This window comes from Cellulosimicrobium sp. Marseille-Q4280, from assembly GCF_943181405.1.
In the GTDB taxonomy this organism is placed as follows: Bacteria; Actinomycetota; Actinomycetes; order Actinomycetales; family Cellulomonadaceae; genus Cellulosimicrobium.
This window is the reverse complement of the sequence record NZ_CALPBY010000001.1, coordinates 423207-445962: the sequence shown is the minus strand read 5'-3', so window position 1 is coordinate 445962 and position 22756 is coordinate 423207. Positions and strand designations below refer to the sequence as shown.

Genomic DNA, 22756 nt, shown 5'->3' with positions numbered 1-22756 from the left:
AGCTTGTAGACGACGTACCCGGCGAACCACGTGATGGTCACGGTGGCCGCGATGAGCAGGCCGAGGAAGATCAGCTCGAGAGTGTGCGGGCTCATGGGCCCGATCCTACAAGCCGTCCCCGCACGGACGGCCGCCCGGCACCGTGCCGCCGGTCACGCCGGAGGAGGCGCCCGCTACGCTCGGCCGGGTGACCTCCGTGCACCCGGCGGGCCCGTCCGCCGCACCCGCCCGCTCGCTCGTCGTCAAGGCCACCTCGGGACTCGACCGCCCCGAGGCCGTCAACCAGGCGTTCACCGTCGCCGCGGCGGCCGTCGCCGCGGGTGTCGAGGTGAGCGTGTGGCTCACGGGCGAGGCCGCATGGTTCGGTCTCCCGGGCCGCGCCGCCGAGCTCGAGCTCGAGCACGCGGCGCCGCTGCCCGACCTCCTCGAGGCGATCCTCGCCGCCGGGACGCTCACGGTGTGCACGCAGTGCGCGGCGCGCCGCGGCATCACACCCGACGACGTCCTGCCGGGCGTGCGCATCGCCGGCGCCGCGGTCTTCGTCGAGGAGGCCCTGCGCGACGGCGCCCAGGCGCTCGTGTACTGATCCCGGCGGCAGGTCCGAAGGTCAGCGCGCCGGGGCCGAGCCCGCGCGGAGCCGGCGCAGCAGCAGGTACGCCTCGCACCCGAGGCACAGGCCGAACGCCGCGTTGAGCACGGCCGCGGCGAGCGCGAGGGCCGCGGCGAGAGGCACGGCGGGGAGCACGCCCACCAGACCGAGGACGACGCCCACCGCGGTGATGACGAACCCCACCAGCTGGGCGAAGCGCGGCGGCGCCGGGTCCTCGCGCTCGTCCGTCGGACCGATGCGCGGCAGCACGACGACGCGGTAGACCCACGCCTGCCACGTCCGCTGCGCGCCCGCGACGGCCCCGACCGCGAAGCTCGCGGCCACGACGGCCAGGAGGACCAGCGCCGCCGTCGACGTCCACAGGAGGATCGTCACCGCGAGCAGCAGCGCCGTGATGCCCGCAGCGGCGCGGGGACCGCGCGGGTCGATACCGGGTGCGCCGGCTCGCTCGCGCGACGCCGGTGGCTCGACGGGTTCGGTCATCGAGGTCTCCTCGGGGTCCGGCGGTGTGCCGCCGATGTCGGGTCGTTCACGGGGTTCCGGGTCGTTCGTGGGGCCCGGGGCCGGGACCGGGGGTGCTCAGCCCGTGCGGGCGACCGGCGTCGGATCCCCGGCCGCCAGCGCCGTGATCGCCTGGCGACGGTTCATCGCGCCGCTCGCGCGGGCCGTCTCCCGTCCGTCCGCGTCGAGGACGAGGACGGTCGGGGTGCGCAGTATGCCGAACGCGAGCACGAGGTCGAGGTGGTCGTCCACGTCCAGCTCGCGATGCAGCACCCCGTCGTGGCTCCCCGCCACCTCCGCGAGCACGCGCGCCGTCGACCGGCACGGCGCGCACACCGCGGCGGAGAGCTGGAGGAAGGTCCGGCGGGCGCCCAGGTCCACTCCGTGCGCCGCCCAGTCGAACGGGGCGTCTCCCTCGTCGGCCCCGCCGACCCGGGCGGCACGCGTGCCGGGCACGCGGCGTCGGGCACCGGTCCGGACCACGCCCTGGCGCCGCTGCCACCACACGCCGAGCCCGACGGGGACGAGCAGGACGCCGAGGAGCGCGAGCGCCGGCACCCCGAGCCCTCCGGTCATCCGACGATCACCCGGCCCACCACGAAGATCAGCGTCCCGCCCACGGCGACCGGCAGCGCGGTCGCCGAGAACGCGCCCCATCGGCCCCGCAGCTCGGGCAGCTGGTCGAACAGGGCGTGCAGCGACGCGACGAGCAGCCCGGCGACGACCCCGGACCAGACGCCGTCGATCAGGTCGAGGTCCGGCATGACGAACCCGACCGCACCACCGGCCACGACGGCGAGGGCGAGCGTGAGACCCGCGATCGTCCACCCGCCGAGCGGGAGCGCGGACACGGCGGACGCGACGGCGAGCGCCACCGCGCACGTCACGACGAGCGACGCGCCGGCGTCGGTGCGTCCCGTCGCGATCCATCCCGCGCACGACACCGCGACGACGATCCCGCTCACCGTGCCGATGAGGGACTCGACGAGGCGCGGACGCCCGTCGCGCCGGAGCAGCTCCGCGACGAACGCGAGCACGACGGACAGCGCGAGGACCACCGGGAGGTGTCGCAGCGCGGGCTCGCCCTGGGTGGCCACCGTCGCGGCGACGGCCCCGACCCCGGCGACCGCGATGACGATGCGGGTGCCGCCGTGGACCGGGATGTCGAGGAGCCGCGGCCAGCCGATCGCGACGACGAGCGCGAGGGCAGCGGCAGCCGCCGCGAGCGGCACGGGGCCGAAGAAGGCGGCGACGGCGATGCCCGCCGCGAGGCAGGCCGTGACGACGGCGCGGGTCGAGAGGTCCACGAGCGGTCAGCGCCCCGATCGGGGGGTCGAAGAGGTCGTCGAGTCGCACAGCACGCCTCAGAGTGTCGCAGACACGTGTCGCAGACGACGGTCGCAGCCCGGGCGGCGCGCATCCCTCCGCAGGTTCCCGCGGTGCGCCGCCGTGAGACGTCGCCGCCCGCCGGGCCACCACGCGATACGGTAACCATCCACGGACCGAGCACGTCCCGCCACCAGACGAGACGCGCGCCACGGACCGTGGACCGCGAGACCACGAGACGCGACGAGGCGGGCGCCACGCGCGTCCCGTCCCCGGAAGGAGGTGCCAGCAGTGGCCGACCTGCTGATCCTCACCCCTGCCACCGGAGGCTCCGTCGAGGTCCTTCCCGCGCTGGGCCTGCTCTCCCACCGCATCCGGGTCCTGCCGATGGAGCCGTCCGCGCTCGTCGACGCACCCGACTCGGACGTCGTCCTGCTCGACGCGCGGCGCGACCTCGTGGCCGCACGCACCACGTGCCGGCTCCTGCACGCCACGGGCCTCACCGTGCCGCTCGTGCTCGTCCTCACCGAGGGCGGCCTCACGGTCGTCACGGCCGAGTGGGGCGCCGACGACCTGCTGCTCGAGACCGCGAACCCGGCGGAGGTCGAGGCACGGCTGCGGCTCGTCATCGAGCGGTCGGCCAGGGGGCCGTCGGACGACGGGCCGCAGGAGATCTCCGCAGGCGAGCTGGCGATCGACGCCAGCGGGTACACCGCGCGACTGCGCGGCCGTCCCATCGACCTGACCTACAAGGAGTTCGAGCTCCTCAAGTACCTCGTGCAGCACCCGGGCCGCGTGTTCACGCGCGCCCAGCTGCTGCAGGAGGTGTGGGGCTACGACTACTACGGCGGCACCCGCACCGTGGACGTCCACGTGCGGCGCCTGCGCGCCAAGCTCGGCCCGGAGCACGAACAGCTCATCGGAACGGTGCGCAACGTCGGCTACCGGTTCGACCCGCCCAAGGACCGCCGCCCGGCGGCCGACGACGACACCGCGGACGCCGACGGGCGCGGAACCCGCGGGACCTCGCGGGACGGAGGCGCCGGCGCACCGGTAGGTTCGTCCGGGTGACGGCCGACACCTCCGACTTCACGGCAGCCCTTCCCGACGGACCCTGGCGGCACGAGTTCGTGCCGGCGAACGGGGCGCGGTTCCACGTCGCGCTCGCCGGTCCTGAGGACCGCGGGGTCCGCGACCCCGGTCCGCCTCTCGTCGTGCTCCTCCACTCGTTCCCCCAGTTCTGGTGGGCGTGGCGGCACCAGGTCGAGCCGCTCGCGGCAGCCGGGTACCGCGTCGCCGCGATGGACCTGCGCGGTGTCGGCGCCTCGGACAAGCCGCCGATCGGGTACGACGCCCCCACCCGGACCCGCGACATCGCCGGGGTGATCCGCTCGCTCGGCGCGGGCCGCGCCGTCGTCGTGGGCCACGGCACCGGCGGGAGCCTCGCGTGGGCGATGGCCTCCCTCCAGCCCGCGGTGACCGCGGGCGTCGCCGCGTTCTCCGCACCGCACCCCGCGCGCATGCACGCGTCGTCGCGCCGCCTGCTCACGCCGGCGGCGCGTCGCCACCTCGCGTTCTTCCAGGTCCCGACCCTTCCCGAGCGCGCCCTCACGTCCGGCGACCTCGTGGACCGCGTCCTGGCCGACGGCGCCGCCCGAGCCTTCGACGACGACGTCGTCGCCACCTACCGCACGGTCATGCGCATCCCGTTCGCCGCGCACACCGCCATGGAGTCGCTGCGCTGGGCGGTGCGCTCGACCCCGCGCCCGGACGGCCGCCGCTTCCTCAACGCGCTGCGCCGTCCCGTCGGCGTCCCGGCGCTGCAGGTGCACGGCGGGCGCGACGGCCTGCTGCGGCGCGAGCTCGCCGACGCCGACGGCGCCGCGCTCGCGCGCGACTTCCGGTTCGAGGTGCTGCCCGACGTCGGGCACTACCTGCCGGAGGAGGCGCCCGACGACGTCACGAGCCTCCTCCTCGACTGGCTCCCGCGCGTCGCCCGGGACTGAGACCGACCGCGGGTGCCCACCGACCGCGGGCGCCGACCGACCGTGGGCGCCGTCGGGATCGACGCCGACCGCGTCGTGGTGGCGGTCGCCCTCAGCCCGTCTTGACGAGCGCCGCGGCCTTCTCGGGGTCCGTCTCGCCGACGCCGTAGGAGGGGCACCACTGCGCGATGGTGCACGCGCCGCACGCCGGCTTGCGCGCGAAGCACACGCGCCGCCCGTGGAAGATCAGCCGGTGCGACAGCATGGTCCACTCGGACTTCTCGATCAGCCCGCCGACGACCTGCTCGACCTTGACCGGGTCCTCCTCGGCCGTCCAGCCGAGGCGCCGCACGAGCCGCCCGAAGTGCGTGTCGACCGTGAGACCGGGGATGCCGAAGGCGTTGCCCAGCACGACGTTCGCCGTCTTGCGCCCCACGCCCGGGAGGGTCACGAGGTCGTCGAGGCGAGCCGGCACCTCGCCGTCGAACCGCTCGACGAGCGCCTGCCCGATCCCGATCACCGACTGCGCCTTCGCCCGGAAGAAGCCCGTGGGCCGCAGGATGTCCTCGAGCTCGGCGCGGTCCGCCGCCGCGTACGCCGCGGCGTCGGGATACGTCTCGAACAGCTCCGGCGTCGTGAGGTTCACGCGCTTGTCCGTGGTCTGCGCCGACAGCACGGTGGCGATCAGCAGCTCGAGAGGGGTCGTGAAGTCGAGCTCGCAGTGCGCGTCCGGGTACGTGAGCGCGAGCTCGCGGTTCGTGCGGCGCGCGCGCCGCACGAGGCCGAGCCGCGACTCACCACCCGACGCCGAACCGCGCGCGGCCCCTCGCGACGTCGTGCTCGGAGTGGTCACGGGAACCTGCTCGGCGTCGGTCACACGGCCACGTTAGCGCGGTCCGCCGACACCCGAGTTGCGACGGTAGGGCAGACTTGGGCCTGGAAGATGACGAGGACGAGACGAAGGACACCCCGCGTGGACGACGACGTTGTGCTCTCCGCACCCCTGTTCGCGACGATGGACCCGGACGAGACGCGCACCCTCTTCGAGTCGATGCAGCAGATCGAGCTCTCCCGGGGTGACGTGCTCTTTCGCGAGGGCGAGCCGGGCGACCGCCTGTACGTGATCGCGAGCGGCAAGATCAAGCTGGGCCGCCGCTCCAACGACGGGCGCGAGAACCTGCTGTCGATCCTGGGGCCCGGCGAGATGTTCGGCGAGCTGTCGCTGTTCGACCCGGGCCCGCGCACCGCGACCGCGAGCTCCGTCGCCGACTCGGTCATCTACGAGCTCGGCCACGACCAGCTCGTCGAGTGGATCGAGAAGCACCCCACCGTCGCGAAGCACCTGCTCAACGCGCTCGCGCGCCGCCTGCGCCGCACGAACGAGACGCTCGCCGACCTCGTCTTCTCCGACGTCCCCGGTCGCGTCGCCAAGGCGCTCCTCGACCTGTCGACGCGCTTCGGCGAGGACACCGACGAGGGCGTCCGGGTCGCGCACGACCTCACGCAGGAGGAGCTCGCACAGCTCGTCGGCGCGTCGCGCGAGACCGTCAACAAGGCGCTCGCCGACTTCGCGACGCGCGGCTGGGTCCGCCGCGAGGGCCGCGCCGTCGTGCTGCTGGACCTGGACCGCCTGGAGCGCCGCGCGCGCTGAGCCGCGCCACAGGGCTCCCGTCGGGTCGCCCTGGGTGAGGGTGCGGGTGGGGGCGCCGCCCCCACCCGCACCTCTTGCTGCCGTCTCACCGACCGCGCGTGGCGCGGGCCTGCGGACCTACTCCGCGAGCTCCACGACCAGCTCGACCTCGACCGGGGAGTCGAGCGGGAGGACCGCCACGCCGACGGCGCTGCGCGCGTGGACGCCCGCGTCGCCGAGGACGTCGGCGAGGACGGTGCTCGCGCCGTTGACCACGGCGGGCTGGCCGGTGAACGACGGGTCGCTCGCGACGAAGCCGACGACCTTGACGACCCGGACGACCTGGTCGAGGTTCCCGACGAGCGCGTGGACGGCCGCAAGCGCGTTGAGCGCGCAGACGCGCGCGAGGTGCGCGGCGTCGTCGGGCGGGACGAGGCCCTCGCCGTCGCCGACCTTGCCGGTCGCGGGCAGGGCGCCGTCGACGAACGGGAGCTGCCCGGACGTGTAGACGTACCGACCCGTGCGCACGGCGGGGACGTACGCGGCGACGGGAGCGGCGACGTCGGGCAGCGTGATGCCGAGCTCGGCGAGACGCGCGGCGACGGCGCCGGGTGCGGCGGGAGCGCCGTCGACCACTACTTCTCCCCGGTCGGGCGCTTGAGGTAGGCGACGAGGCCGTTGCCGTCCGGTCCGGTGACGACCTGGACGAGCTCCCAGCCGTCGGAGCCCCACTGGTCGAGGACGGCCTTCGTGTTGTGGATGATCAGGGGGATGGTCGCGTACTCCCAGGTGGTTGCCATGGGGCGAGCGTAGCCGTCCGGCGTCGCGCCCGCGGGGTGTCGCCCGCCACCCCGCCGAGCCGGTCGCGGGCCGGTCGTGGGCCGGTCAGGGGCCCGTCAGGCGCGGTTCCTCGGGATGCTCACACAACCCGCACACCGCCCGGACCGGGCTTCCCGGGCCCGGGCACGGAGGGCTCCCGTAGGGTTGGCACCATGGCTTCCCCTGTGCGCCCTCGCGGTCGACAGATCAACGCGTACCAGCTCGTGGCGCTCTTCCTGGCGTTCGTGCTGGTGTCCGGCGTCGGCGGCGTCCTCGCGGCCGGACTGGTCGTCCCGCTGGCCGCGGGTGCCAACACGGCGACGGACAGCGCGCTCGAGGTGTTCGACGAGCTGCCCGCGGACCTCGAGCCGGGACCGCTCGCGGAGCAGTCGCGCGTGTACGCGAACGACGGCACGACGCAGCTCGCGACGTTCTACACCGAGAACCGCATCGTGGTCCCTCTCGACCAGGTGTCGGTGGCGATGCAGAGCGCGGTCATCGCGATCGAGGACAAGCGGTTCTGGCAGCACGGGGGCATCGATCTCGAGGGCATCCCGCGCGCGGCGGTGAACAACTTCCTCGAGAAGGACACGCAGGGCGCGTCGACGCTGACGCAGCAGTACGTGAAGAACGTCCTCATCGAGCAGGCCGTCCGCGAGGACGACACGATGGGGATCTGGGAGGCCAAGGAGAACTCGCTGGGCCGCAAGGCCCGCGAGGCGAAGCTCGCGATCTCGCTCGAGAAGCGGATGACCAAGGAGGAGATCCTCCAGGGCTACCTGAACATCGCGCAGTTCGGTGCGGCGTCGCTGTACGGCGTCGAGACCGCGGCGCAGCACTACTTCAGCAAGAGCGCGAAGGACCTCACCCCGGTCGAGGCCGCGACCATCGCGGGGGTCACGAAGGCGCCGTCGCTGTACGACCCGACGCGCAACCCCGAGGTGTCGCAGAGCCGCCGCAACACCGTGCTCCTCACCATGTACCAGCAGGGGTTCATCACCAAGGAGGAGTACGACACCGCGCGCGCGACACCGCTCGCCGACACGCTCAAGGTGAAGCCGGTCGAGGTCGGCTGCCAGGCGGCGGGTGGTGCGGCGTTCTTCTGCGACTACGTCACGAAGGTGATGATCTCCGACCCGGCGTTCGGCGAGACCGAGGACGACCGCAAGGCGCTGCTGTACCGCGGCGGCCTGGACATCTTCACGACCCTCGACCCCGCGATGCAGACCGCGGCCGAGCAGCAGGCGAAGGCGGCCGTCCCGCCCGAGGACCCCTCCGGTATCGAGGACGCGATCGTGTCCGTCGAGCCGGGGACGGGGAAGATCCTCGCCATGGCGCAGAACCGTGACTACGACGTCGCGGAGCAGCCCGCGCCGAACACGACCGCGGTGAACTACAACGTGGACCAGGCGCACGGCTCGTCGAGCGGCTTCTCGCCCGGCTCGACGTGGAAGGTCTTCGTGCTCGCGGAGTGGCTCAAGAGCGGCCGGAGCCTCTACCAGAACGTCAACGCGAACAGCCGGTCGTGGAACAACTCCGACTTCGACTTCTGCGGCGCGAACGTGCGCAACGAGTCGAAGCCGTGGCGCCCGGGCAACTCCGACGGCATCGACAACAAGGGCTCGATCTCCGTGCTGCAGGCGACGTACAACTCCATCAACACGGCGTACGCGTCGATGGAGAGCCAGCTGCGGCTGTGCGACATCAAGGCGACGGCCGAGTCCATCGGCTACAAGCCGTCCCGCCTCGCGGAGCAGGAGGGCGGCGTGTCGATGTACCCCTCGATGGTCATCGGGACGCAGAACTCCTCGCCGCTGCAGATGGCGGCCGCGTACGCGACGTTCGCGAGCGGCGGCACGTACTGCGACCCGATCGCGATCACGAAGGTCGTCGGTGCGGAGGGCGCGGAGCTGCCCGTGCCGGCCGCGAGCTGCAACCCGAACGCGCTCGACCCCGCCGTCGCGAACACGGTCACGTACGCCCTCCAGTCCGTCATGACGCAGGGCTCGGGCAAGAAGGCACAGCTCGAGGGCCGGACCTCGGCCGGGAAGACCGGGACGGCGAACCTCAACAAGCACACGTGGTTCATCGGCTACACGCCGCAGGTGGCGACGGCCGTCTGGATCGGCAACGCCGAGTCGGACGTCGAGATGCGCGACGGGTTCACGATCAACGGCGTCTCGCGGCGCTGGTGGTTCGGCTCCGACCTCGCGGCGCCCACCTGGAAGGCCTACATGGACCAGGCGCTCGCCGGGAAGCCTGCCGTCGAGTTCGCGGCACCCGACTGGGGCAGGGTCAACGCTCCCGCTCCCCGCCCCCGCCGTCCACGCCCGCCGGCCCTCCGGCGGGTGGCGACACCCCGCCCCCCGCCCAGGAGGGCGCCCAGCCGCCGGCGAACGCCGACGGAGGCGGACGGGGTGATCGTGGCGACCGGGGGAACGACGAGGGTCGCGACGCGCTCGAGGACTTCCTCGGTGACCTCGGTGGCGGGGGGAACGACTGAGCGCCCGCGGGCGCGTCGCCGGGCAGGCTCTCGGGGCGCTCGCCGTCGCGGGTGTCGGCGCGCTGGCCTACGCCCACGTCGAGACGAAGCTCTTCACGCTGCGCGAGGTGACGGTCCCGGTCCTGCCCCCCGGTGCGCGCGACCTGCGGGTGCTGCACGTCTCCGACCTGCACCTGGTCCCGACGCAGCAGCGCAAGATCGACTGGATCCGCTCGCTCGCCGAGCTGGAGCCCGATCTCGTGGTCGACACGGGGGACAACCTCGCCCACGTCGAGGCACTCGACCCGCTCCTGCACGCGCTCGAGCCGCTGCTCGACTCCACGCCCGGCCTCTTCGTCATGGGGTCGAACGACTACTACGCCCCGTCGCCCAAGAACCCGGCGCGCTACCTCCTCCCGGACGCGCGCGTCTCCCGGTCCGAGCCGCCGCGCGAGCTCCCCGCCGCGGAGCTGGCCGCGGCGTTCCGGGACGCCGGCTGGGTGGACCTCACGAACCGGCGCGACGTCGTCGAGGTCGGGGGCCTGCGTCTCGACCTCGTCGGGGTCGACGACCCGCACCTGGACCGTGACGTGTTCCCGGAGACCGAGCTCTCCCGGACGATGGGTGCGGACTTGCGCCTGGGCGTCACGCACGCGCCCTACCGCCGGGTCCTCGACCAGATGCACGCCGACGGGTCGGACGTGATCATCGCCGGTCACACGCACGGCGGGCAGCTGTGCGTCCCGGGCTTCGGCGCGCTCGTCACGAACTGCGACCTCGACCGCCGTCGGGCGAAGGGCCTGCACGGCTGGCCGGGAGCGCGGCCGGACGAGGACGGCGGCGAGGCGTCGACGTGGCTGCACGTGTCGGCCGGTGCCGGGACGTCGCCGTACGCCCCGTTCCGCTTCGCGTGCCGGCCCGAGGCGACGCTGGTCACGCTGACGTCGCGCTGACGTCGCGTTGCGCGTCCGGTCGACCGGGCCGGGGCGCCGGACCGGCGTCGTCCACGTCACGTGGACCCGGTTTCGTCGCACGGCACATCGTCGGCTATTCTGGGCAGGCTTCCCCCGCGGAAGGTCAGGAACTCCTGGCCGCCGAGCACTGTTCGCAGTGCCCGACGACGCGTGGTGGGCAACCGGGGTGTGGCGCAGCTTGGTAGCGCGCTTCGTTCGGGACGAAGAGGTCGCAGGTTCAAATCCTGTCACCCCGACCAGCCGAGAGGCCCTCTGATCAGCGGAAACGCTGGACGGAGGGCCTCTCGTCATGTGTGCTGGACCGTCGCCTCCCCGCGCTGCGCGTGCTGCTACGTTCGCGGCATGCGGACGACACGGTGGGCGGTCCTCGGCCCGGGGCAGATCGGCGGCTGGTTCGCCCGGGCGCTCCCTCGCTCGGAGCACGGGACCCTTCACGCCGTGGCCAGCAGCGACCACGACCGGGCGACGGCGTTCGCCCGCCTCCACGGAGCTCCCGTGACCGGGACGTACGCCGAGGTCCTGGCGCGCGACGACGTCGACGCCGTCTACGTCTCCACGGTCCACACGACGCACGCCGACCTCGCCGTCGCAGCGCTCGCCGCGGGCAAGGCGGTGCTCTGCGAGAAGCCGGTGGCGCCGACCGCCGCCGAGACGGACCGTGTCCTCGCCGCCGCCGCCGCATCCGGCATGCCGTTCGTCGAGGCGTACAAGCACCGGTTCGGACCTCTGGCGCGCGTCCTGGACGCGACCGTCGCCGACGGCCCGCTCGGCACCCCGCTCCACGCCGCCTCGGCGTTCGGGTTCGCCGCCGCGGAGCGGACGGGACGGCTGTTCGACCCCGCCCTCGCAGGTGGCGCGATCCTCGACGTCGGCGGCTACCCGGTGTCGCTCGCCGTCGGGATCGCCGCGGCGGCCGGCGTGGACCTCGCCGCGCTCGCCCTCACGGACGTCGCAGGCACCGTCGGCCCGACGGGGGTCGACGAGCACGCGTCGGCGACGATCGCCGCCGACGGCGTCACGGCCGCCGTGGAGTGCTCGATCGTCGCGGAGCTGCCGCGGTCCGCCGTCGTCGAGGGCACGCTCGGCGTCCTGCGGCTCGACGACGCGTTCGGCAGCCGGGCCGGCTCGGCGGCGTCGTTCGTCGTGCACACGGGAGACGTCGAGCGTGTCGTCGAGTCACCGCCCGTGGACCCGTTCGCCGCCGAGGCGGACGCCGTCTCCCGCGCGCTCGCCGACGGCCGGACCGAGGCGCCCGAGATGCCCTGGGAGCACACCCGCGCCGTGGCGCGCCTCCTCGAGCAGTGGCGGACGGCGCTCGACGCCTGACGACCGGCGACGACGGCACCCACGCCGCGGCGTCTCAGCCGAGGAAGACCTGGGAGCAGAGCATCTGCTCGGCGTCGCCCGTCCCGTCGAGGACGCACCCGACGCCCACGCGGGTGAGGGTCGGGTCGAGCAGGTTCGCGCGGTGGCCCGGCGAGCCCTCCCACGCCTCGACGACCTGCGCGGGGCTCGCCGCCGCTCGGCTGAGGTTCTCCGCCGCCACGCCCGACGGCGGCTCGCACGACGCGATGACGTCGTCCAGCGGGGCGTGCTCGAGCTCCGGGCCCCCGACGATCACCGCCGCACGATCCGTGGCGACCTCGGCCGCGCACGGGTCCGTCGCCAGGGCGCCGAGCCCGGCCGCGACGCGGAGCGCGTTGGTCTCGGAGACCACCAGGTCGGCGTAGGCCGCGGGATCGGTCGGGTCGAGGACGAGCTCCTCGGGAGCAGGCGTCGTCGCCGTCTCGGCAGGACGCGTCTCGGCAGCGCGCGTCGTCCCGGTCCGGGGCGCGGTCTCGTCCCCTGCCGTCGTGGCGCAGGCGCCGACGAGCGCGACGCACAGGACGGCCGGGACCGACGCCCACCGGGACACGCTCACGGCCTCCCGAGGGCGCGGTACGTCCACCCCGCGCCGCGCCAGGCGTCCGCGTCCAGCGCGTTGCGGCCGTCGACGACGCGGGGCGCGGCCACGAGCCCGAAGAGCTTCCCGGGGTCGAGGTCGCGGTACTCGCGCCACTCGGTGAGCACGAGGACCGCGTCCACGCCGTCGACCGCCTCCTCGACGGTCTGCGCGTAGCGCAGGTGCGGCGCCTTGCGGCGTGCGTTCGCGACGGCCTGGGGATCGGTCACGACGACGCGGGCGCTGCGGGCGTGCAGGCGCTCCGCGACGTCGAGCGCCGGGGAGTCGCGCACGTCGTCGCTGTCCGGCTTGAACGCCGCGCCGAGGACCGCGATGCGCGCACCCGCGAGCGGCCGGCCGTCGAGCACGCCGACCGTGAGCTCGACCATGCGCTCGCGTCGCCGCAGGTTGATCGCGTCCACCTCGCGCAGGAAGCTGACCGCGGGGTCCGCGTGCAGCTCCTCGGCGCGTGCCATGAACGCCCGGATGTCCTTGGGCAGGCACCCGCCGCCGAAGCCCAGGCCCGCGTTGAGGAAGCGCCGGCCGATCCGCTCGTCGAGGCCGATCGCGTCGGCGAGCTGCGTGACGTCACCGCCGGTGACCTCGCACAGCTCGGCCATCGCGTTGATGAACGAGATCTTCGTCGCGAGGAACGAGTTGGCCGCGACCTTGACGAGCTCCGCCGTCGACCGGTCGGTCACGAGCCGCGGCGTGCCCTCCGCGATCGGGACCGCGTAGACCTCGTCGAGGACGTCGACCGCCCGGTCGCGCGCACCGTCGTCCGGCACGCCGTAGACCAGGCGGTCGGGGTGCAGCGTGTCCTGGACCGCGAAGCCCTCGCGGAGGAACTCGGGGTTCCACACCAGCGCGGCCCCGGGCCGTGCTGCGGCGAGCTCCGCCGCGAGACGTCCCGCGGTGCCGACCGGAACCGTCGACTTGCCCACCACGAGCGCCTCGGGCGCGACATGGGGCAGCAGGGCGCGGAACGCGGCGTCGACGTAGGTGAGGTCGGCGGCGTAGGAGTCGGCGCGCTGCGGGGTGCCCACGCACACGAAGTGCACCGCGGCGTCGGCGGCCTCCGCGACGTCGGTCGTGAACCTCAGGCGCCCGGTCGCACCGGCCTCGGCGAGGAGCTCCGGCAGGCCGGGCTCGTAGAACGGCGCGCGACCGGACGCGAGCGCCGCGACCTTCGCCGCGTCGACGTCGACGCCGACGACGTCGTGGCCGAGCGTCGCCATGCACGCCGCGTGGACGGCGCCGAGATAGCCGCACCCGATGACCGAGATCTTCATGTCTCCCCCTGCTGTGCGTCGCGGCGCGCCTCCTGCACGCCGCGCGGGCCGCGAGGCGGCCTGCGGTTCGTCAGCGCCCGGTGCGGGGCGCGACGACCTCGTCGAACGTCGACGCCGGCGCGAACGGCGTCCCCGTGGGCACGCGCTCCGCCGCGGGCTCCTCGACCGGGCTGCACGGAGCCGTGGCCGGCCGGGCGGGCGCCGCCGTCGGCGCGGGTCGGTCGACCCGCAGCAGCCCGCGGACGTTGCGCCTGCTTCCGTGCGCGGGCTCCGCGCGCCGCGTGCGGGACGGCTCCTGCGGCGCCTCGCTCGTGTACTCGTAGTACGAGTACCCGTACGCACCCGTCCCCGGCCCCTTGAGCGGGACGCGGTTGACGACGACGCCGAGGAGCCGTGCGCCGACGGTCTCCAGGGCCGAGACGGCCCCCTCGACCTGCTGGCGGTGAACCGCGCCCACGCCCGTCACGAGGATGGCGCCGCCCGTGCGCCGGGCGAGGATCGCGGCGTCGGTCACCGGGAGGAGCGGCGGCGAGTCGATGACCACGACGTCGTACTCCGCGCCGAGACGCTCGACGAGCTCCGACATCGCGGTGGAGCCGAGGAGCTCGCTCGGGTTCGGCGGGATCTGGCCCGCGGCGACGACGTCGAGCGCGCCGCTCCCCCACGGCTGGACCGCGTCCTCGAGCGCGACCTTGCCGATGAGCACGGTCGTCAGGCCCACGGACCCCTCGATGCCCATGTACGTGGCGACCGACGGACGGCGCAGGTCCGCGTCGACGAGGACCACCCGCTGTCCCGCGTCGGCGAGCGTGATGGCGAGGTTGATGCTCGTCGTCGTCTTGCCCTCGCCGGGGAGGGCCGACGTCATGACGAAGGTGCGGGCCCGCTCGCCCAGCTCGAGGAACTGCAGGTTGGTGCGCAGGCGACGGAACGCCTCGGCACGCAGCGCCTGCGGCGACTCCTGCACGATGAGCGGGTGCTCGGGCGCGTCCTCCTCGTAGCCGATGACGCCGAGCACCGGGGCGTCGGTGACGGCCTCGACGTCGGCGGTCGACCGCACGCGCGTGTCGAGCAGCTCGCGCGCGACCGCGAGCCCGACGCCGAGCGCCAGCCCGACGACGAGGCCGAGCGCGAGGTTGAGCGTGACGTTCGGCGACGACGGCGACGACGGCACGGTCGCGGTGCGGACGGTGCTGATCTGGACGGGCGAGTCACCGCCGGCGGCCGGCGTCTCGAGCTCCCCGACGACGTCCGCCAGCGAACCGGCGGTGGCGTTCGCGATCGCCGCGGCCAGCTGCGGCGACTCGTCCGTCGCCGTGACGTCGATGAGCACGGTGTCGAGCGGCGACTCGGCCCGGACGCGTGCCGCGAGCGAGGCGGCGTCGTCGGTCAGCCCGAGCTCCTCGACCACCGGCTCGAGCACCCGCGGGCTCGTCACGAGCTCGGTGTACGACTTCACCTGCCGCACCGTGAAGTTCGACCCCTGCAGCAGGTCGCTCGTCGTGTCCGACCCTCGCACGGAGACGAAGACCTGAGCGCGAGCCTCGTAGGTCGCCGTCGTCGCGAGCGACGCAAGGACGCCGCACCCCGCACCGGTCACGGCGATCAGCGCGATGGAGACCCACCGCTTGCGCAGAAGCGCGACGTAGTCACGAAGATCCATCTGATCCTGCCCCCTGTTCCGCACCGGACGTCTCGTGGGTGCGTTGCACTGCCCATGGTCCCCGTTCGAGACCCGACTCGCCTGTCGTCGTGACCGATCTCCGGCTCTCCGACGTCCGCGACGGATCCTCGATCCCCCACAGCCCGGCGGGAAAGGCTCTCAGCAACGCGTCCCGGTCCCAGCACGGAGCGGGGTGCGGGCCCATCGCCAGCGCCTCGTCGACCGAGTCGGCGATCGCGGTGCCCGACCGCCCCGTCCCGGAGAGATAGTCCCGATACTTGAACTCCGGCTCTGTCGCCGACCTGACGAAGCGGGCAGGCACCCCGAGGGCGTCGGCGATGACGACACCGTGCAAGGACGAACCGACGACGAGCTCGCTCGCTGCGATCGCACCGAGGCAGTCCCCGAGGGGCGAGAGCGGCGACAGCGTCGGATGGCGGCCTCTGACGGAGGCGAGGTCGTGGAAGTTCGGGACCACGAGGCGTGACGTCTCGGGCCGGTCCCCGGCCAGCTCCGCTCGGGTCCACAGGTGTCCGACGAGCAGGCCGGGGTCGCCGTAGACCTCCGGGACCGAGGCGCCCTTGCTCTGGGCGAAGGCGCGAGTCAGCGGGCCTCTCACGGCACGGACGTCCACCCGCGACAGGTCGTAGTCCTCGTGGAGGAGCTTGCCGTTCGCACCCGTTCCCCAGACCACGTCGCCGGCCCGAGCCATCGAGAGGATCGAACCGACCGTCAGGAGTCGCCCGTCCCGACGCGCCTCGGGGTCCCCGCCCCCGCGACGCACGATCTCCCGAACGACGAGCGGGCCCAGGAGATCCCCGAAGTTGTCGACGGGGCGAGGGCGCGTCAGGAGGCCGGCCAAGCCCCGCCGCCGGCGCCTTACCGGGTTCCAGTGCACGATCTCAACCATCGTCGGTCCTCCTCGGACTCTTCGGGCGGGGCGGGCGTCGGACGGCCAGGCGGACGAACTCCGTGGTGGCTCGCGCGCTCGCGCGGAACCTGCGCACCGTCAGGTACGCGACGGCGAGGGTGAGGAGCTGTGCGCCGACGCCGAGTGCCGCGGCGGCCACGAGACCGCTCTGGCCGGACGACGTCGACACCCCGGCACCGACCCCGGCGCTCACGCCGAAGACCGTCACGAGGACCAGTCCGTCGGTGAGCATCTGTCGTGTGGGCACGGCTGCCTCGGCCCGCAGCCACCACAGGCCGCCGAACCAGACCACCATCACTCCGAGCCCGTAGGCGCCTGCCACTCCCAGCACACCACCCGCAGACCCCACGACGACCGCCCCGACGAGGAGAGGTCGGCTCACGAGGGTGAAGCGCAGGTGCGAGCCTGTGCGGCCGAGAGCGACGAAGCACCAGTAGGACACGTAACCGGCTGCCTGGAACGCGCCGCCGAGGCAGAGGACGCGCATGACGGGCACGACGGCGTCCCACTGGTCCCCGAGAAAGGTGGCGACGACGAGCGGAGCCGTCGTGAACAACAGGGAGATCGCCGCGAGCACCAACGTCAGGAGCACCGTCTGGCTGCGGAGGATCATCCTGCGGAAGTCGGCCGGATCGTCCTGGCTGCGGGACAGGACAGGCAGGGCGACGCTCGTCGCGGGGCCGTTGATCTGGCTGAGCGGCAGCATGAGCAGCTGGAAGGCCCGGCCGTACAGCCCGACGGCGGCCTCGCCGAACGCCCGTCCGATCACCAGGGTGTCGACGTTCCGACTCAGGTAGCCGAGGAGCTGCGTCGCCGCGACGTTCCCGCCGAAGCGCACGAGCCGCGACGTGCCGTCGGCGCGCCTCGGCAGCCCCGGCACCCACCGTGACCAGACGGCGAGCATGACGAGGCCTGCCAGCGCGAGCGCGAGCTGCTGACCGACGAGAGCGAGATAGTCGCCTCGCGTGAGGGCGACGGTGACGGCGACGGCGACGGCGACCGCCTGGGCGACGACGTCGCTCACGGCCAGCGCGGTGAACCGGAGATCGCGCGTCAGCCCGGCGCGGTACTGGGTGGAGAGAGCGTTGAGGAGCACAGCGGGCGCGAGCATCATCACGACGCTCGACAACCCGTCCTGCCCGTAGAAGCTCTGGACGAGCGGGGCGCAGACGACGAGCCCGAGCGCCAGGGCCGCGCCGATCCCGGCGTTCAACCAGAAGAGGTTGTCCCGTTGCTGGCGGCTCAGCTGCCTCGCCTGGATCGCTGCGGAGGACAGGCCGAAGTCCCGCAGCACCTCGCCGATGCCGACGACCGCGGTGACCATCGCGACGAGGCCGAAGTCGGCCGGCGTCAAGAGGCGCGCGAGGGCGGTCAGACCGGCAAGCTGCAGCAGGAATCGGCACGCCTGCCCGAGGGCGACGGCTCGCGCGCCGCTCGCCGCGCGGCGGGCACGGTCAGGGATGGTCTGAGCGGACATGTCCCTCCCCGTCCCTGGCCGCGTGCCGATAGACGTCGAGGTGCGATGCGGCGACCTCCGACCAGTCGCGGCCGTCAAAGCGCACGGCAGCGAAACCTTGCTCCTCCGCGTGGTCGGCGACCGCGTCGTACGTCCGCCCGATCACCTCGGCCGTGAGAGGACCGGTGAAGGTGTGCACCCACTCGGCGCCCACCTCGCGCTGGAGGAGAACGCTCGCCTCGCTCCTCGGGACGAGGACGGGGCGGTTCAGCGAGAGTGCGAGGAGGACCGAACCGGAGTTGTGGAACTCCTCGAAGGGCAGGACGACGAGGGTCGCGTCGCGGAGAGCCCGCGAGAGGTCGTCGGCCGAGAGCTCCGCCAGCGTCAACCGGATCCGTCGCTCGTCACCCGCCGCGGCTCGGACCTCGTCGGCGATCCGCCGGTTCATGGGACGTCCGACCACCTCGAGACGCAGGTCCTCGCGTCGGAGAGACCTGAACTGCGCGCACAGCCTCGGCACGCCCTTGTACGGGCGGACATGGCCGAAGTACAGGAGCGTGCCGGTCGCCCTCCTGAGCGGTTCCACCGGCAGGTACTCGGAGCGGTAGTGCCCGTGGGGAACCACGACGTCGCGCAACCCCACCATGCCGTCTGCGCTCGGCGGCACCAGGTGGATGGTCGAGCCCGTGATCGCGTCGAGCGTCCGGTGGAGCAGCTTCTCGACCGGCGACCCCTGCTCGTGCGGTGCCCGGTTGTGCAGGGTCCGGACGACGACGGTCTTCCGGCACATGATCACGACGAGAAGGAGGGCGAACAACGCACTCTTGGCTGCGGTCCGCAGGAAGCCGGCCCCCCGCGTCAGGTGTTCCGGCCAGTGGACGTGGAAGACGTCGTACCGGGAGAAGAGCGCGACCCGCCAGTCGAAGAAGCGGACGTCCGCCTCGGGACGCAGCGACTCGGCGAGCAGGCGCACGTAGGGATTTCCGCTCGATGCCGGACGTGCCGCGGACAGGAGGACACGGGTGCGAGGTCGGTCGGGCGTCATCCGGCCCTCTCCCAGGGCCGCAGAGGATCAGCCGCGCGCGTGAGCGCCCCCGGACCCGGCATGCTGGGCCCCGTCAGCCCTCGGCTGTTCTCCGAGCCCACACCGGGCGCGAGCTTCTCTGCCATCGTCACGAAGCTCGACCAGTACGGCCCCACGATGTGGGCGGAGGAAGCGAGCAGGTAGAGGTCGGCCACCGCTGCCTGGACACCCTCCACCGAGTTGTACCGGCCCTTGTCGTCCTGAGCCCGCACGTCGTCGAACTCGTCGGCCAGGAGGGAGACGGCGCTCGGATCATCGGTCGAGACGAAGAACGGGATCGACGGATGCTCCTCCCGGATCCGGCGGAGACGATCCACGTACCAGCCGATCGGTGAGGCGTCCTTCGTCTTGTCGTGCGCGAGCGCGTGCGCCCGGACCATGACACCGACGTACGGCTCCGCCTGCAGGCCGGCCCAGGTCGTCTCGACCCGTCGCGCGACCTCCTCCACGACGGCGGCCCGCCGCAGCGCCGTCCCCCAGTCGTCGAACCCGGCCGGCAGCCGGAGCGCGTGCTTCGTGCGGATGTACAGCGGGCGAGACGTCGTGGTGTCGAGCGCTTCCAGACGCTCCGTGTGCCGTTCGCCACCGAGCCGGCGCGTCAGAGCGCGCGCGGGTCCGACCGGCGTCCACGGAGTCGTCCACAGCTGGTCCAACCGCGGCTCGAACCCACGACCGACCGGCCAGCGGTACTCCAGCCGGCGACCCCACCGGTCGGCGAGCACGGCCGCGCCGCACAGGGCACGCATGCGGTTGCCGAGACCACTCATCACGTGGACGGTCACCGGCCCCGTCACGGCGAGACCCCTTCCGCCGTCGCCAGGACGCCAGCTCGCCGACCACGCGGCCCGCGCACGCGAGCCGCCAGCGTCACCGCCCGGAGGGCGACGCCCCGAGGCAGCGCACCGCCCAGTCCCAGAGCCAGCGTGCCGAGCGAGGGCCAGGCACCCGCCGACGAGAGCTCGCGCACGCAGGCCCGGACACCGGCCGACGACCGCGCCTGCATGGCGTAGCGCAACGGCTGCCCGGCGACGAAGTCGGCGTACACGGCGCGACTGGCCTCCCGTCGCCAGCTCCGACCCCACTCCAGGGACGTCCGCCAGTCGCTCGTCGCCGAGATGGAGCCGACGGATCCCATCTGGATGCGTGCACCGAGGTGCGCCGACTGACGCACGACGTGTCCGGAGGCCTGCACGGAGCGCAGCCACTCCCAGTCCTGGTGCCTCGGCAGACCCTCGCGCCAGGGCGACCGCAGCGCGACCTCCCTGCGCGCGACGAGGGTCGACGTGTAGATCGAAGGGCGCGCGATGTCTGGGCGACGCCCCCGGAAGAGGTACTCGAGGACGTCCTGGTCGGGACGGAGGAGATGCCGGGGCACCGGACCGGAGGTCGACCCGTCCGGCGTGGTCTGGCAGACGCGGGCGCCCACGACGTCGGCCCGGCCGTCCGCGTCCTCGAGCGCGTCGATCGCCGAGGCGAGATGGCCGGCGCACCACTCGTCGTCGTCGTCGAGGAAGGCGACGTACGGTGCGGTGGCCGACCGCACGCCGAGGTTGCGTGCCACACCGGCTCCTCGACGACCTCCCGTCAGGATCACCACGTCGGCGATGCCGTCCAGCTCCCGCCGCTGCTCGTCGCTCACGTCCGTGTCCACCACCACCACCACCTCGACGCCTCCGGCGACCTGCTGCTCTCGTGCGCAGGCCACCACGCGATGCAGCCCGCTCCGCAGGACGCTCGGGATGACGGCGCTCACCAGCGGCGATTCCCTGACCTCGTTCGTCATGCCCTACCTCCTGCTCCCACGACGTGGTGACGGTCGTGGGGATGACGGTCCATGGCCGGTGCGGCCTCGACGGTCGGCTGCGGACGGGTTCGTCCGAACCGGTGGTACAGCAGCGAGGGGACCAGGACCCACGTCAGGAGGACCGTGCCCTTGAGCATCCCCCAGCCGGTGACGGCGATGAGGAGTCCCGCGAACAGGCAGGCCAGCAAGGCGGCCGCGCACGCCGAGGCAAGGGGATCACCCGTGCGGCGGGCTGCGAAGGCGCGAGCGGCCATCACCCCGACCGCCGCAGCGATCGGCACGAAGAGGACGAGCCCGAGCTCGCACAGCAGGAGGATCAGGGCGTTGTGCACCGGAAGTCCCGAGGCGGTGGCTGCGTCGTACTGCCCGACGACCTCGACGTAGGAGTTGGGACCCGTGCCCCACCACGGGGACCGGCCGAGCTGCTCGAAGGCCGCACGCAGCAGCTCAGGACGCGACCCCCCGTCCGGGTCGAGGCGGAACCGGAGCAGGAGCGTCCCGAGGAACGGGATGCTGGCGGCGGCAGCCAGCAGGACGATCCCGAAGGCCCGGCCGCTGAACCGCCTCCGCGAGATGGCGAAGGCCCACACGACGATGAGCACTCCGCCCGCGAGGATGTTCGCCCGGGAGAGCGTCGTGCCGAGCACGAGGAATCCGACGCCCAGCGCGGCCGTCGCCGTCCATCGAAGACGCGAGACGACCGAGACCGTCCAGGGAAGAACGAGTGCCATGAGCGCGACGACGACCTTCCCGAGATCGCCGGCATGCCCGAACGACCCACGGGCACGGCTGAGTCCCTGGTCGGTCGCCTCGACGGCGAACGCCGTCCCGCTGACCTGCAGAGCGCACAGCAGGAGCTGGGCCACGAGGATGCCGAGAACGGTGGCGAGAACCACGCCGTCCTGTCGGCTGCTCACGCCGAGGGAGGCGGACAGCCGCGCACCCGCCACCCATGCGACGGCGGCCGCCGAGAGGTGGACCGCCCCCGACCACTGCGCCGGTGTACCGTCCCACACACCGAGCACCAGCACGACGAGGACCGGTACCGCGAGGAGCGCCACGAGCGGTCGACGATCTGCGAAGCGGGGCCAGCCGGCGAGGGGCAGGAGCGTCGCCAGCATGACGACCGTCGGCGCCAGGATCCGGGGCGCCGACGAGGTCAGTCCTGGGTGCAGGACCTCGTTGGCGGAGGGATCGGCGTCCAGCACCACGATCGGCAGTGCCAGCGAGACGAGAGCCACGACGAGGACGAGCAGAGGCGCGTGGCGATACGTCAGGACCACGATCGGCGCCATGAGGACGGCGAACAGCATCACGACGTCGGTCATCAGCGGTGATACTCCTCGACGTTGACCCCGAACGACGCGCGGACCATGCCCCACCCCTTGGGGATGTGCGTGGCGCGGGCCCGCGTCAGGTGTCCACGTCCCACAAGGTCCACGGCGCTGAGGACGCAACCGACGACGATCCGGCCCAGGCCGAGCAGCACACGGACCGGTCGCGGGGTCCCCGAGAGCCGGACGCGCGAGGTGACGTTGCCCAGGCGGACGTTGCGCCGCCACAGCCAGCGCAGCGTGGCGCGCTCTCGGGGGACGTCCTCGTACACCTCCGCCTCGTCGCACCACTCGAGGCGTGCGCCGAGCCGCCGCAGCCGGTCGAACAGCTCCGTGTCGCTCCCGCCCGTGCTGGAGAAGTCCTCCCGGAACCACTCCCCGTGCAGGGCGCGCAGCGCCTCGACGCGGATCAGCACGTTGTTGGTGGCCGGGTGCCGGGTCGGCGTGCGCGACGCCTGGCGATCGCGGTCGAAGAAGCCCCCACGGGCGACCCATCGAGGGACGTCGTGACCGTATCTGGCGATGACCGGACCGGAGATCACGTCGGCGTCGCGGACGGCGTCGACGAGCGTCGAGAACCAGTGGACGGGCACGACCTCGTCGTCGTCGACGAAGATCAGGGCGTCCTCGTCGTTCCTGAGCAGCGACACGATGCGGTTGCGCGCCGCAGCGATCCCGGGCGTGTCCTCCCGGTGGTACTCGTGCTCGTAGCCGGCCTCGGGACCCACCTCGGCTGCGGAGCCGGCCGGGTCGTTGTCGACGACCACGATCCTCGGCCGCTCCTCGCCGACCGACTCGCCGACCGACCGAAGCAGGTCCCGCAGCAGGTCCGGCCGGCGGTACGTGGCGATGCCGATCACGGGACGGAGGACCGGCGCCCGACGGCCTCCGCCGTCCCCCGCCGATCGGCCGTGGTGCGTGGC

22 protein-coding genes, 1 tRNA gene and 1 pseudogene are annotated in these 22756 nt (G+C 73.3%); 8 read left to right on the top strand and 16 right to left on the bottom strand.

Features of this window, described 5'->3' with window-relative positions; translation table 11 throughout:
- The first annotated feature begins 187 nt into the window (after window positions 1–187).
- Window positions 188–586 carry a DsrE family protein gene (locus NFS20_RS02000; RefSeq protein ID WP_251150067.1) on the top strand — a complete coding sequence of 133 codons (399 nt, stop codon included), beginning with the start codon at window positions 188–190 and terminating at the stop codon, window positions 584–586.
- A gap of 21 nt (window positions 587–607) precedes the next feature.
- On the opposite strand, the gene NFS20_RS01995 is transcribed toward NFS20_RS02000, so the two are convergent.
- From NFS20_RS01995 to NFS20_RS01985, 3 genes are all read right to left on the bottom strand, one after another.
- Window positions 608–1093 carry a DUF4395 domain-containing protein gene (locus NFS20_RS01995; RefSeq protein WP_251150066.1) on the bottom strand — a complete coding sequence of 162 codons (486 nt, stop codon included), beginning with the start codon at window positions 1091–1093 and terminating at the stop codon, window positions 608–610.
- Window positions 1094–1189: 96 nt separating this feature from the next.
- Window positions 1190–1687 carry a thioredoxin family protein gene (locus NFS20_RS01990; protein WP_251150065.1) on the bottom strand — a complete coding sequence of 166 codons (498 nt, stop codon included), beginning with the start codon at window positions 1685–1687 and terminating at the stop codon, window positions 1190–1192.
- On the bottom strand, window positions 1684–2418 hold the full coding sequence (locus tag NFS20_RS01985; protein WP_251150064.1) for a hypothetical protein: 735 nt from the start codon (window positions 2416–2418) through the stop codon (window positions 1684–1686). Before NFS20_RS01985 ends, NFS20_RS01990 begins: the two co-directional genes overlap by 4 nt.
- 310 nt (window positions 2419–2728) lie before the next feature.
- Here NFS20_RS01985 and NFS20_RS01980 point away from each other — a divergent pair, with 310 nt between their 5' ends.
- Together NFS20_RS01980 and NFS20_RS01975 are read left to right on the top strand one after the other, a co-directional pair.
- Window positions 2729–3508 carry a winged helix-turn-helix transcriptional regulator gene (locus NFS20_RS01980; protein ID WP_251150063.1) on the top strand — a complete coding sequence of 260 codons (780 nt, stop codon included), beginning with the start codon at window positions 2729–2731 and terminating at the stop codon, window positions 3506–3508.
- Window positions 3505–4443: an alpha/beta fold hydrolase gene (locus NFS20_RS01975; protein WP_251150062.1), complete on the top strand. Its 939-nt coding sequence runs from the start codon at window positions 3505–3507 to the stop codon at window positions 4441–4443. The genes NFS20_RS01980 and NFS20_RS01975 overlap by 4 nt, the downstream gene beginning before the upstream one ends.
- A gap of 91 nt (window positions 4444–4534) precedes the next feature.
- Here the strand turns inward: NFS20_RS01975 and nth are convergent, their stop codons facing one another.
- Window positions 4535–5275, bottom strand: coding sequence for an endonuclease III (gene nth / locus NFS20_RS01970; RefSeq protein ID WP_251150061.1), 741 nt, complete (start codon window positions 5273–5275; stop codon window positions 4535–4537).
- A 120-nt stretch (window positions 5276–5395) separates the two neighbouring features.
- On the opposite strand from nth, the gene NFS20_RS01965 reads away from it, so the two are divergent.
- On the top strand, window positions 5396–6073 hold the full coding sequence (locus tag NFS20_RS01965; protein WP_285821092.1) for a Crp/Fnr family transcriptional regulator: 678 nt from the start codon (window positions 5396–5398) through the stop codon (window positions 6071–6073).
- 117 nt (window positions 6074–6190) lie between these two features.
- Here the strand turns inward: NFS20_RS01965 and NFS20_RS01960 are convergent, their stop codons facing one another.
- Both NFS20_RS01960 and sp36 read right to left on the bottom strand, forming a co-directional pair.
- Entirely contained in the window at window positions 6191–6688 is a 498-nt protein-coding gene (locus NFS20_RS01960; RefSeq protein ID WP_251150060.1) for a RidA family protein, read from the bottom strand.
- On the bottom strand, window positions 6688–6852 hold the full coding sequence (gene sp36 / locus NFS20_RS01955) for a Sp36 family protein (RefSeq protein WP_021481786.1): 165 nt from the start codon (window positions 6850–6852) through the stop codon (window positions 6688–6690). The genes NFS20_RS01960 and sp36 overlap by 1 nt, the downstream gene beginning before the upstream one ends.
- A gap of 192 nt (window positions 6853–7044) precedes the next feature.
- Here sp36 and NFS20_RS01950 point away from each other — a divergent pair.
- The 4 genes and pseudogenes from NFS20_RS01950 to NFS20_RS01935 all read left to right on the top strand — a co-directional run.
- Window positions 7045–8934 (top strand): annotated as a pseudogene (locus NFS20_RS01950) (transglycosylase domain-containing protein); the annotation flags it as partial.
- Between the two features lie 436 nt (window positions 8935–9370).
- Window positions 9371–10306, top strand: coding sequence for a metallophosphoesterase (locus NFS20_RS01945; protein ID WP_502800775.1), 936 nt, complete (start codon window positions 9371–9373; stop codon window positions 10304–10306).
- A 183-nt stretch (window positions 10307–10489) separates the two neighbouring features.
- Window positions 10490–10566, top strand: a tRNA-Pro gene (locus NFS20_RS01940).
- Window positions 10567–10669: 103 nt separating this feature from the next.
- The gene (locus NFS20_RS01935; RefSeq protein ID WP_251150059.1) at window positions 10670–11653 is read left to right on the top strand and encodes a Gfo/Idh/MocA family protein; all 984 of its coding nucleotides are present in this window, start codon (window positions 10670–10672) and stop codon (window positions 11651–11653) included.
- Between the two features lie 34 nt (window positions 11654–11687).
- On the opposite strand, the gene NFS20_RS01930 is transcribed toward NFS20_RS01935, so the two are convergent.
- The 10 genes from NFS20_RS01930 to NFS20_RS01885 all read right to left on the bottom strand — a co-directional run bounded on the left by NFS20_RS01930 (window position 11688) and on the right by NFS20_RS01885 (window position 22693).
- Window positions 11688–12248 carry a CAP domain-containing protein gene (locus NFS20_RS01930; RefSeq protein ID WP_251150058.1) on the bottom strand — a complete coding sequence of 187 codons (561 nt, stop codon included), beginning with the start codon at window positions 12246–12248 and terminating at the stop codon, window positions 11688–11690.
- Window positions 12245–13561: a UDP-glucose dehydrogenase family protein gene (locus tag NFS20_RS01925; protein WP_251150057.1), complete on the bottom strand. Its 1317-nt coding sequence runs from the start codon at window positions 13559–13561 to the stop codon at window positions 12245–12247. The genes NFS20_RS01930 and NFS20_RS01925 overlap by 4 nt, the downstream gene beginning before the upstream one ends.
- A gap of 70 nt (window positions 13562–13631) precedes the next feature.
- Entirely contained in the window at window positions 13632–15224 is a 1593-nt protein-coding gene (locus tag NFS20_RS01920; protein WP_251150056.1) for a tyrosine-protein kinase domain-containing protein, read from the bottom strand.
- A complete protein-coding gene (locus NFS20_RS01915; RefSeq protein ID WP_251150055.1) occupies window positions 15211–16134 on the bottom strand; it encodes a polysaccharide pyruvyl transferase family protein in 924 nt (307 codons plus the stop codon). Before NFS20_RS01915 ends, NFS20_RS01920 begins: the two co-directional genes overlap by 14 nt.
- Complete coding sequence (locus NFS20_RS01910) at window positions 16127–17632, bottom strand: lipopolysaccharide biosynthesis protein (RefSeq protein ID WP_251150054.1); 1506 nt, start codon at window positions 17630–17632, stop codon at window positions 16127–16129. The genes NFS20_RS01915 and NFS20_RS01910 overlap by 8 nt, the downstream gene beginning before the upstream one ends.
- Window positions 17610–18584, bottom strand: coding sequence for a glycosyltransferase (locus tag NFS20_RS01905; protein ID WP_251150053.1), 975 nt, complete (start codon window positions 18582–18584; stop codon window positions 17610–17612). Before NFS20_RS01905 ends, NFS20_RS01910 begins: the two co-directional genes overlap by 23 nt.
- Before the next feature lie 68 nt (window positions 18585–18652).
- Entirely contained in the window at window positions 18653–19462 is an 810-nt protein-coding gene (locus tag NFS20_RS01900; protein WP_251150052.1) for an O-fucosyltransferase family protein, read from the bottom strand.
- Window positions 19463–19485: 23 nt separating this feature from the next.
- On the bottom strand, window positions 19486–20478 hold the full coding sequence (locus tag NFS20_RS01895; protein WP_251150051.1) for a glycosyltransferase family 2 protein: 993 nt from the start codon (window positions 20476–20478) through the stop codon (window positions 19486–19488).
- Window positions 20475–21827: an O-antigen ligase family protein gene (locus NFS20_RS01890; RefSeq protein WP_251150050.1), complete on the bottom strand. Its 1353-nt coding sequence runs from the start codon at window positions 21825–21827 to the stop codon at window positions 20475–20477. The genes NFS20_RS01895 and NFS20_RS01890 overlap by 4 nt, the downstream gene beginning before the upstream one ends.
- Entirely contained in the window at window positions 21827–22693 is an 867-nt protein-coding gene (locus NFS20_RS01885) for a glycosyltransferase family 2 protein (protein ID WP_251150049.1), read from the bottom strand. The genes NFS20_RS01890 and NFS20_RS01885 overlap by 1 nt, the downstream gene beginning before the upstream one ends.
- Window positions 22694–22756 lie beyond the last annotated feature (63 nt).

Bases quoted from the DNA above. Each gene is read 5' to 3' on its own strand.
- NFS20_RS01995 (WP_251150066.1), bottom strand. From the start codon at position 1,093: ATGACCGAACCCGTCGAGCCACCGGCGTCGCGCGAGCGAGCCGGCGCA.
- NFS20_RS01990 (WP_251150065.1), bottom strand. From the start codon at position 1,687: ATGACCGGAGGGCTCGGGGTGCCGGCGCTCGCGCTCCTCGGCGTCCTG.
- sp36 (WP_021481786.1), bottom strand. From the start codon at position 6,852: ATGGCAACCACCTGGGAGTACGCGACCATCCCCCTGATCATCCACAAC.
- NFS20_RS01935 (WP_251150059.1), top strand. From the start codon at position 10,670: ATGCGGACGACACGGTGGGCGGTCCTCGGCCCGGGGCAGATCGGCGGC.
- NFS20_RS01925 (WP_251150057.1), bottom strand. From the start codon at position 13,561: ATGAAGATCTCGGTCATCGGGTGCGGCTATCTCGGCGCCGTCCACGCG.
- NFS20_RS01920 (WP_251150056.1), bottom strand. From the start codon at position 15,224: ATGGATCTTCGTGACTACGTCGCGCTTCTGCGCAAGCGGTGGGTCTCC.
- NFS20_RS01915 (WP_251150055.1), bottom strand. From the start codon at position 16,134: ATGGTTGAGATCGTGCACTGGAACCCGGTAAGGCGCCGGCGGCGGGGC.
- NFS20_RS01910 (WP_251150054.1), bottom strand. From the start codon at position 17,632: ATGTCCGCTCAGACCATCCCTGACCGTGCCCGCCGCGCGGCGAGCGGC.
- NFS20_RS01900 (WP_251150052.1), bottom strand. From the start codon at position 19,462: ATGAGTGGTCTCGGCAACCGCATGCGTGCCCTGTGCGGCGCGGCCGTG.
- NFS20_RS01895 (WP_251150051.1), bottom strand. From the start codon at position 20,478: ATGACGAACGAGGTCAGGGAATCGCCGCTGGTGAGCGCCGTCATCCCG.
- NFS20_RS01890 (WP_251150050.1), bottom strand. From the start codon at position 21,827: ATGACCGACGTCGTGATGCTGTTCGCCGTCCTCATGGCGCCGATCGTG.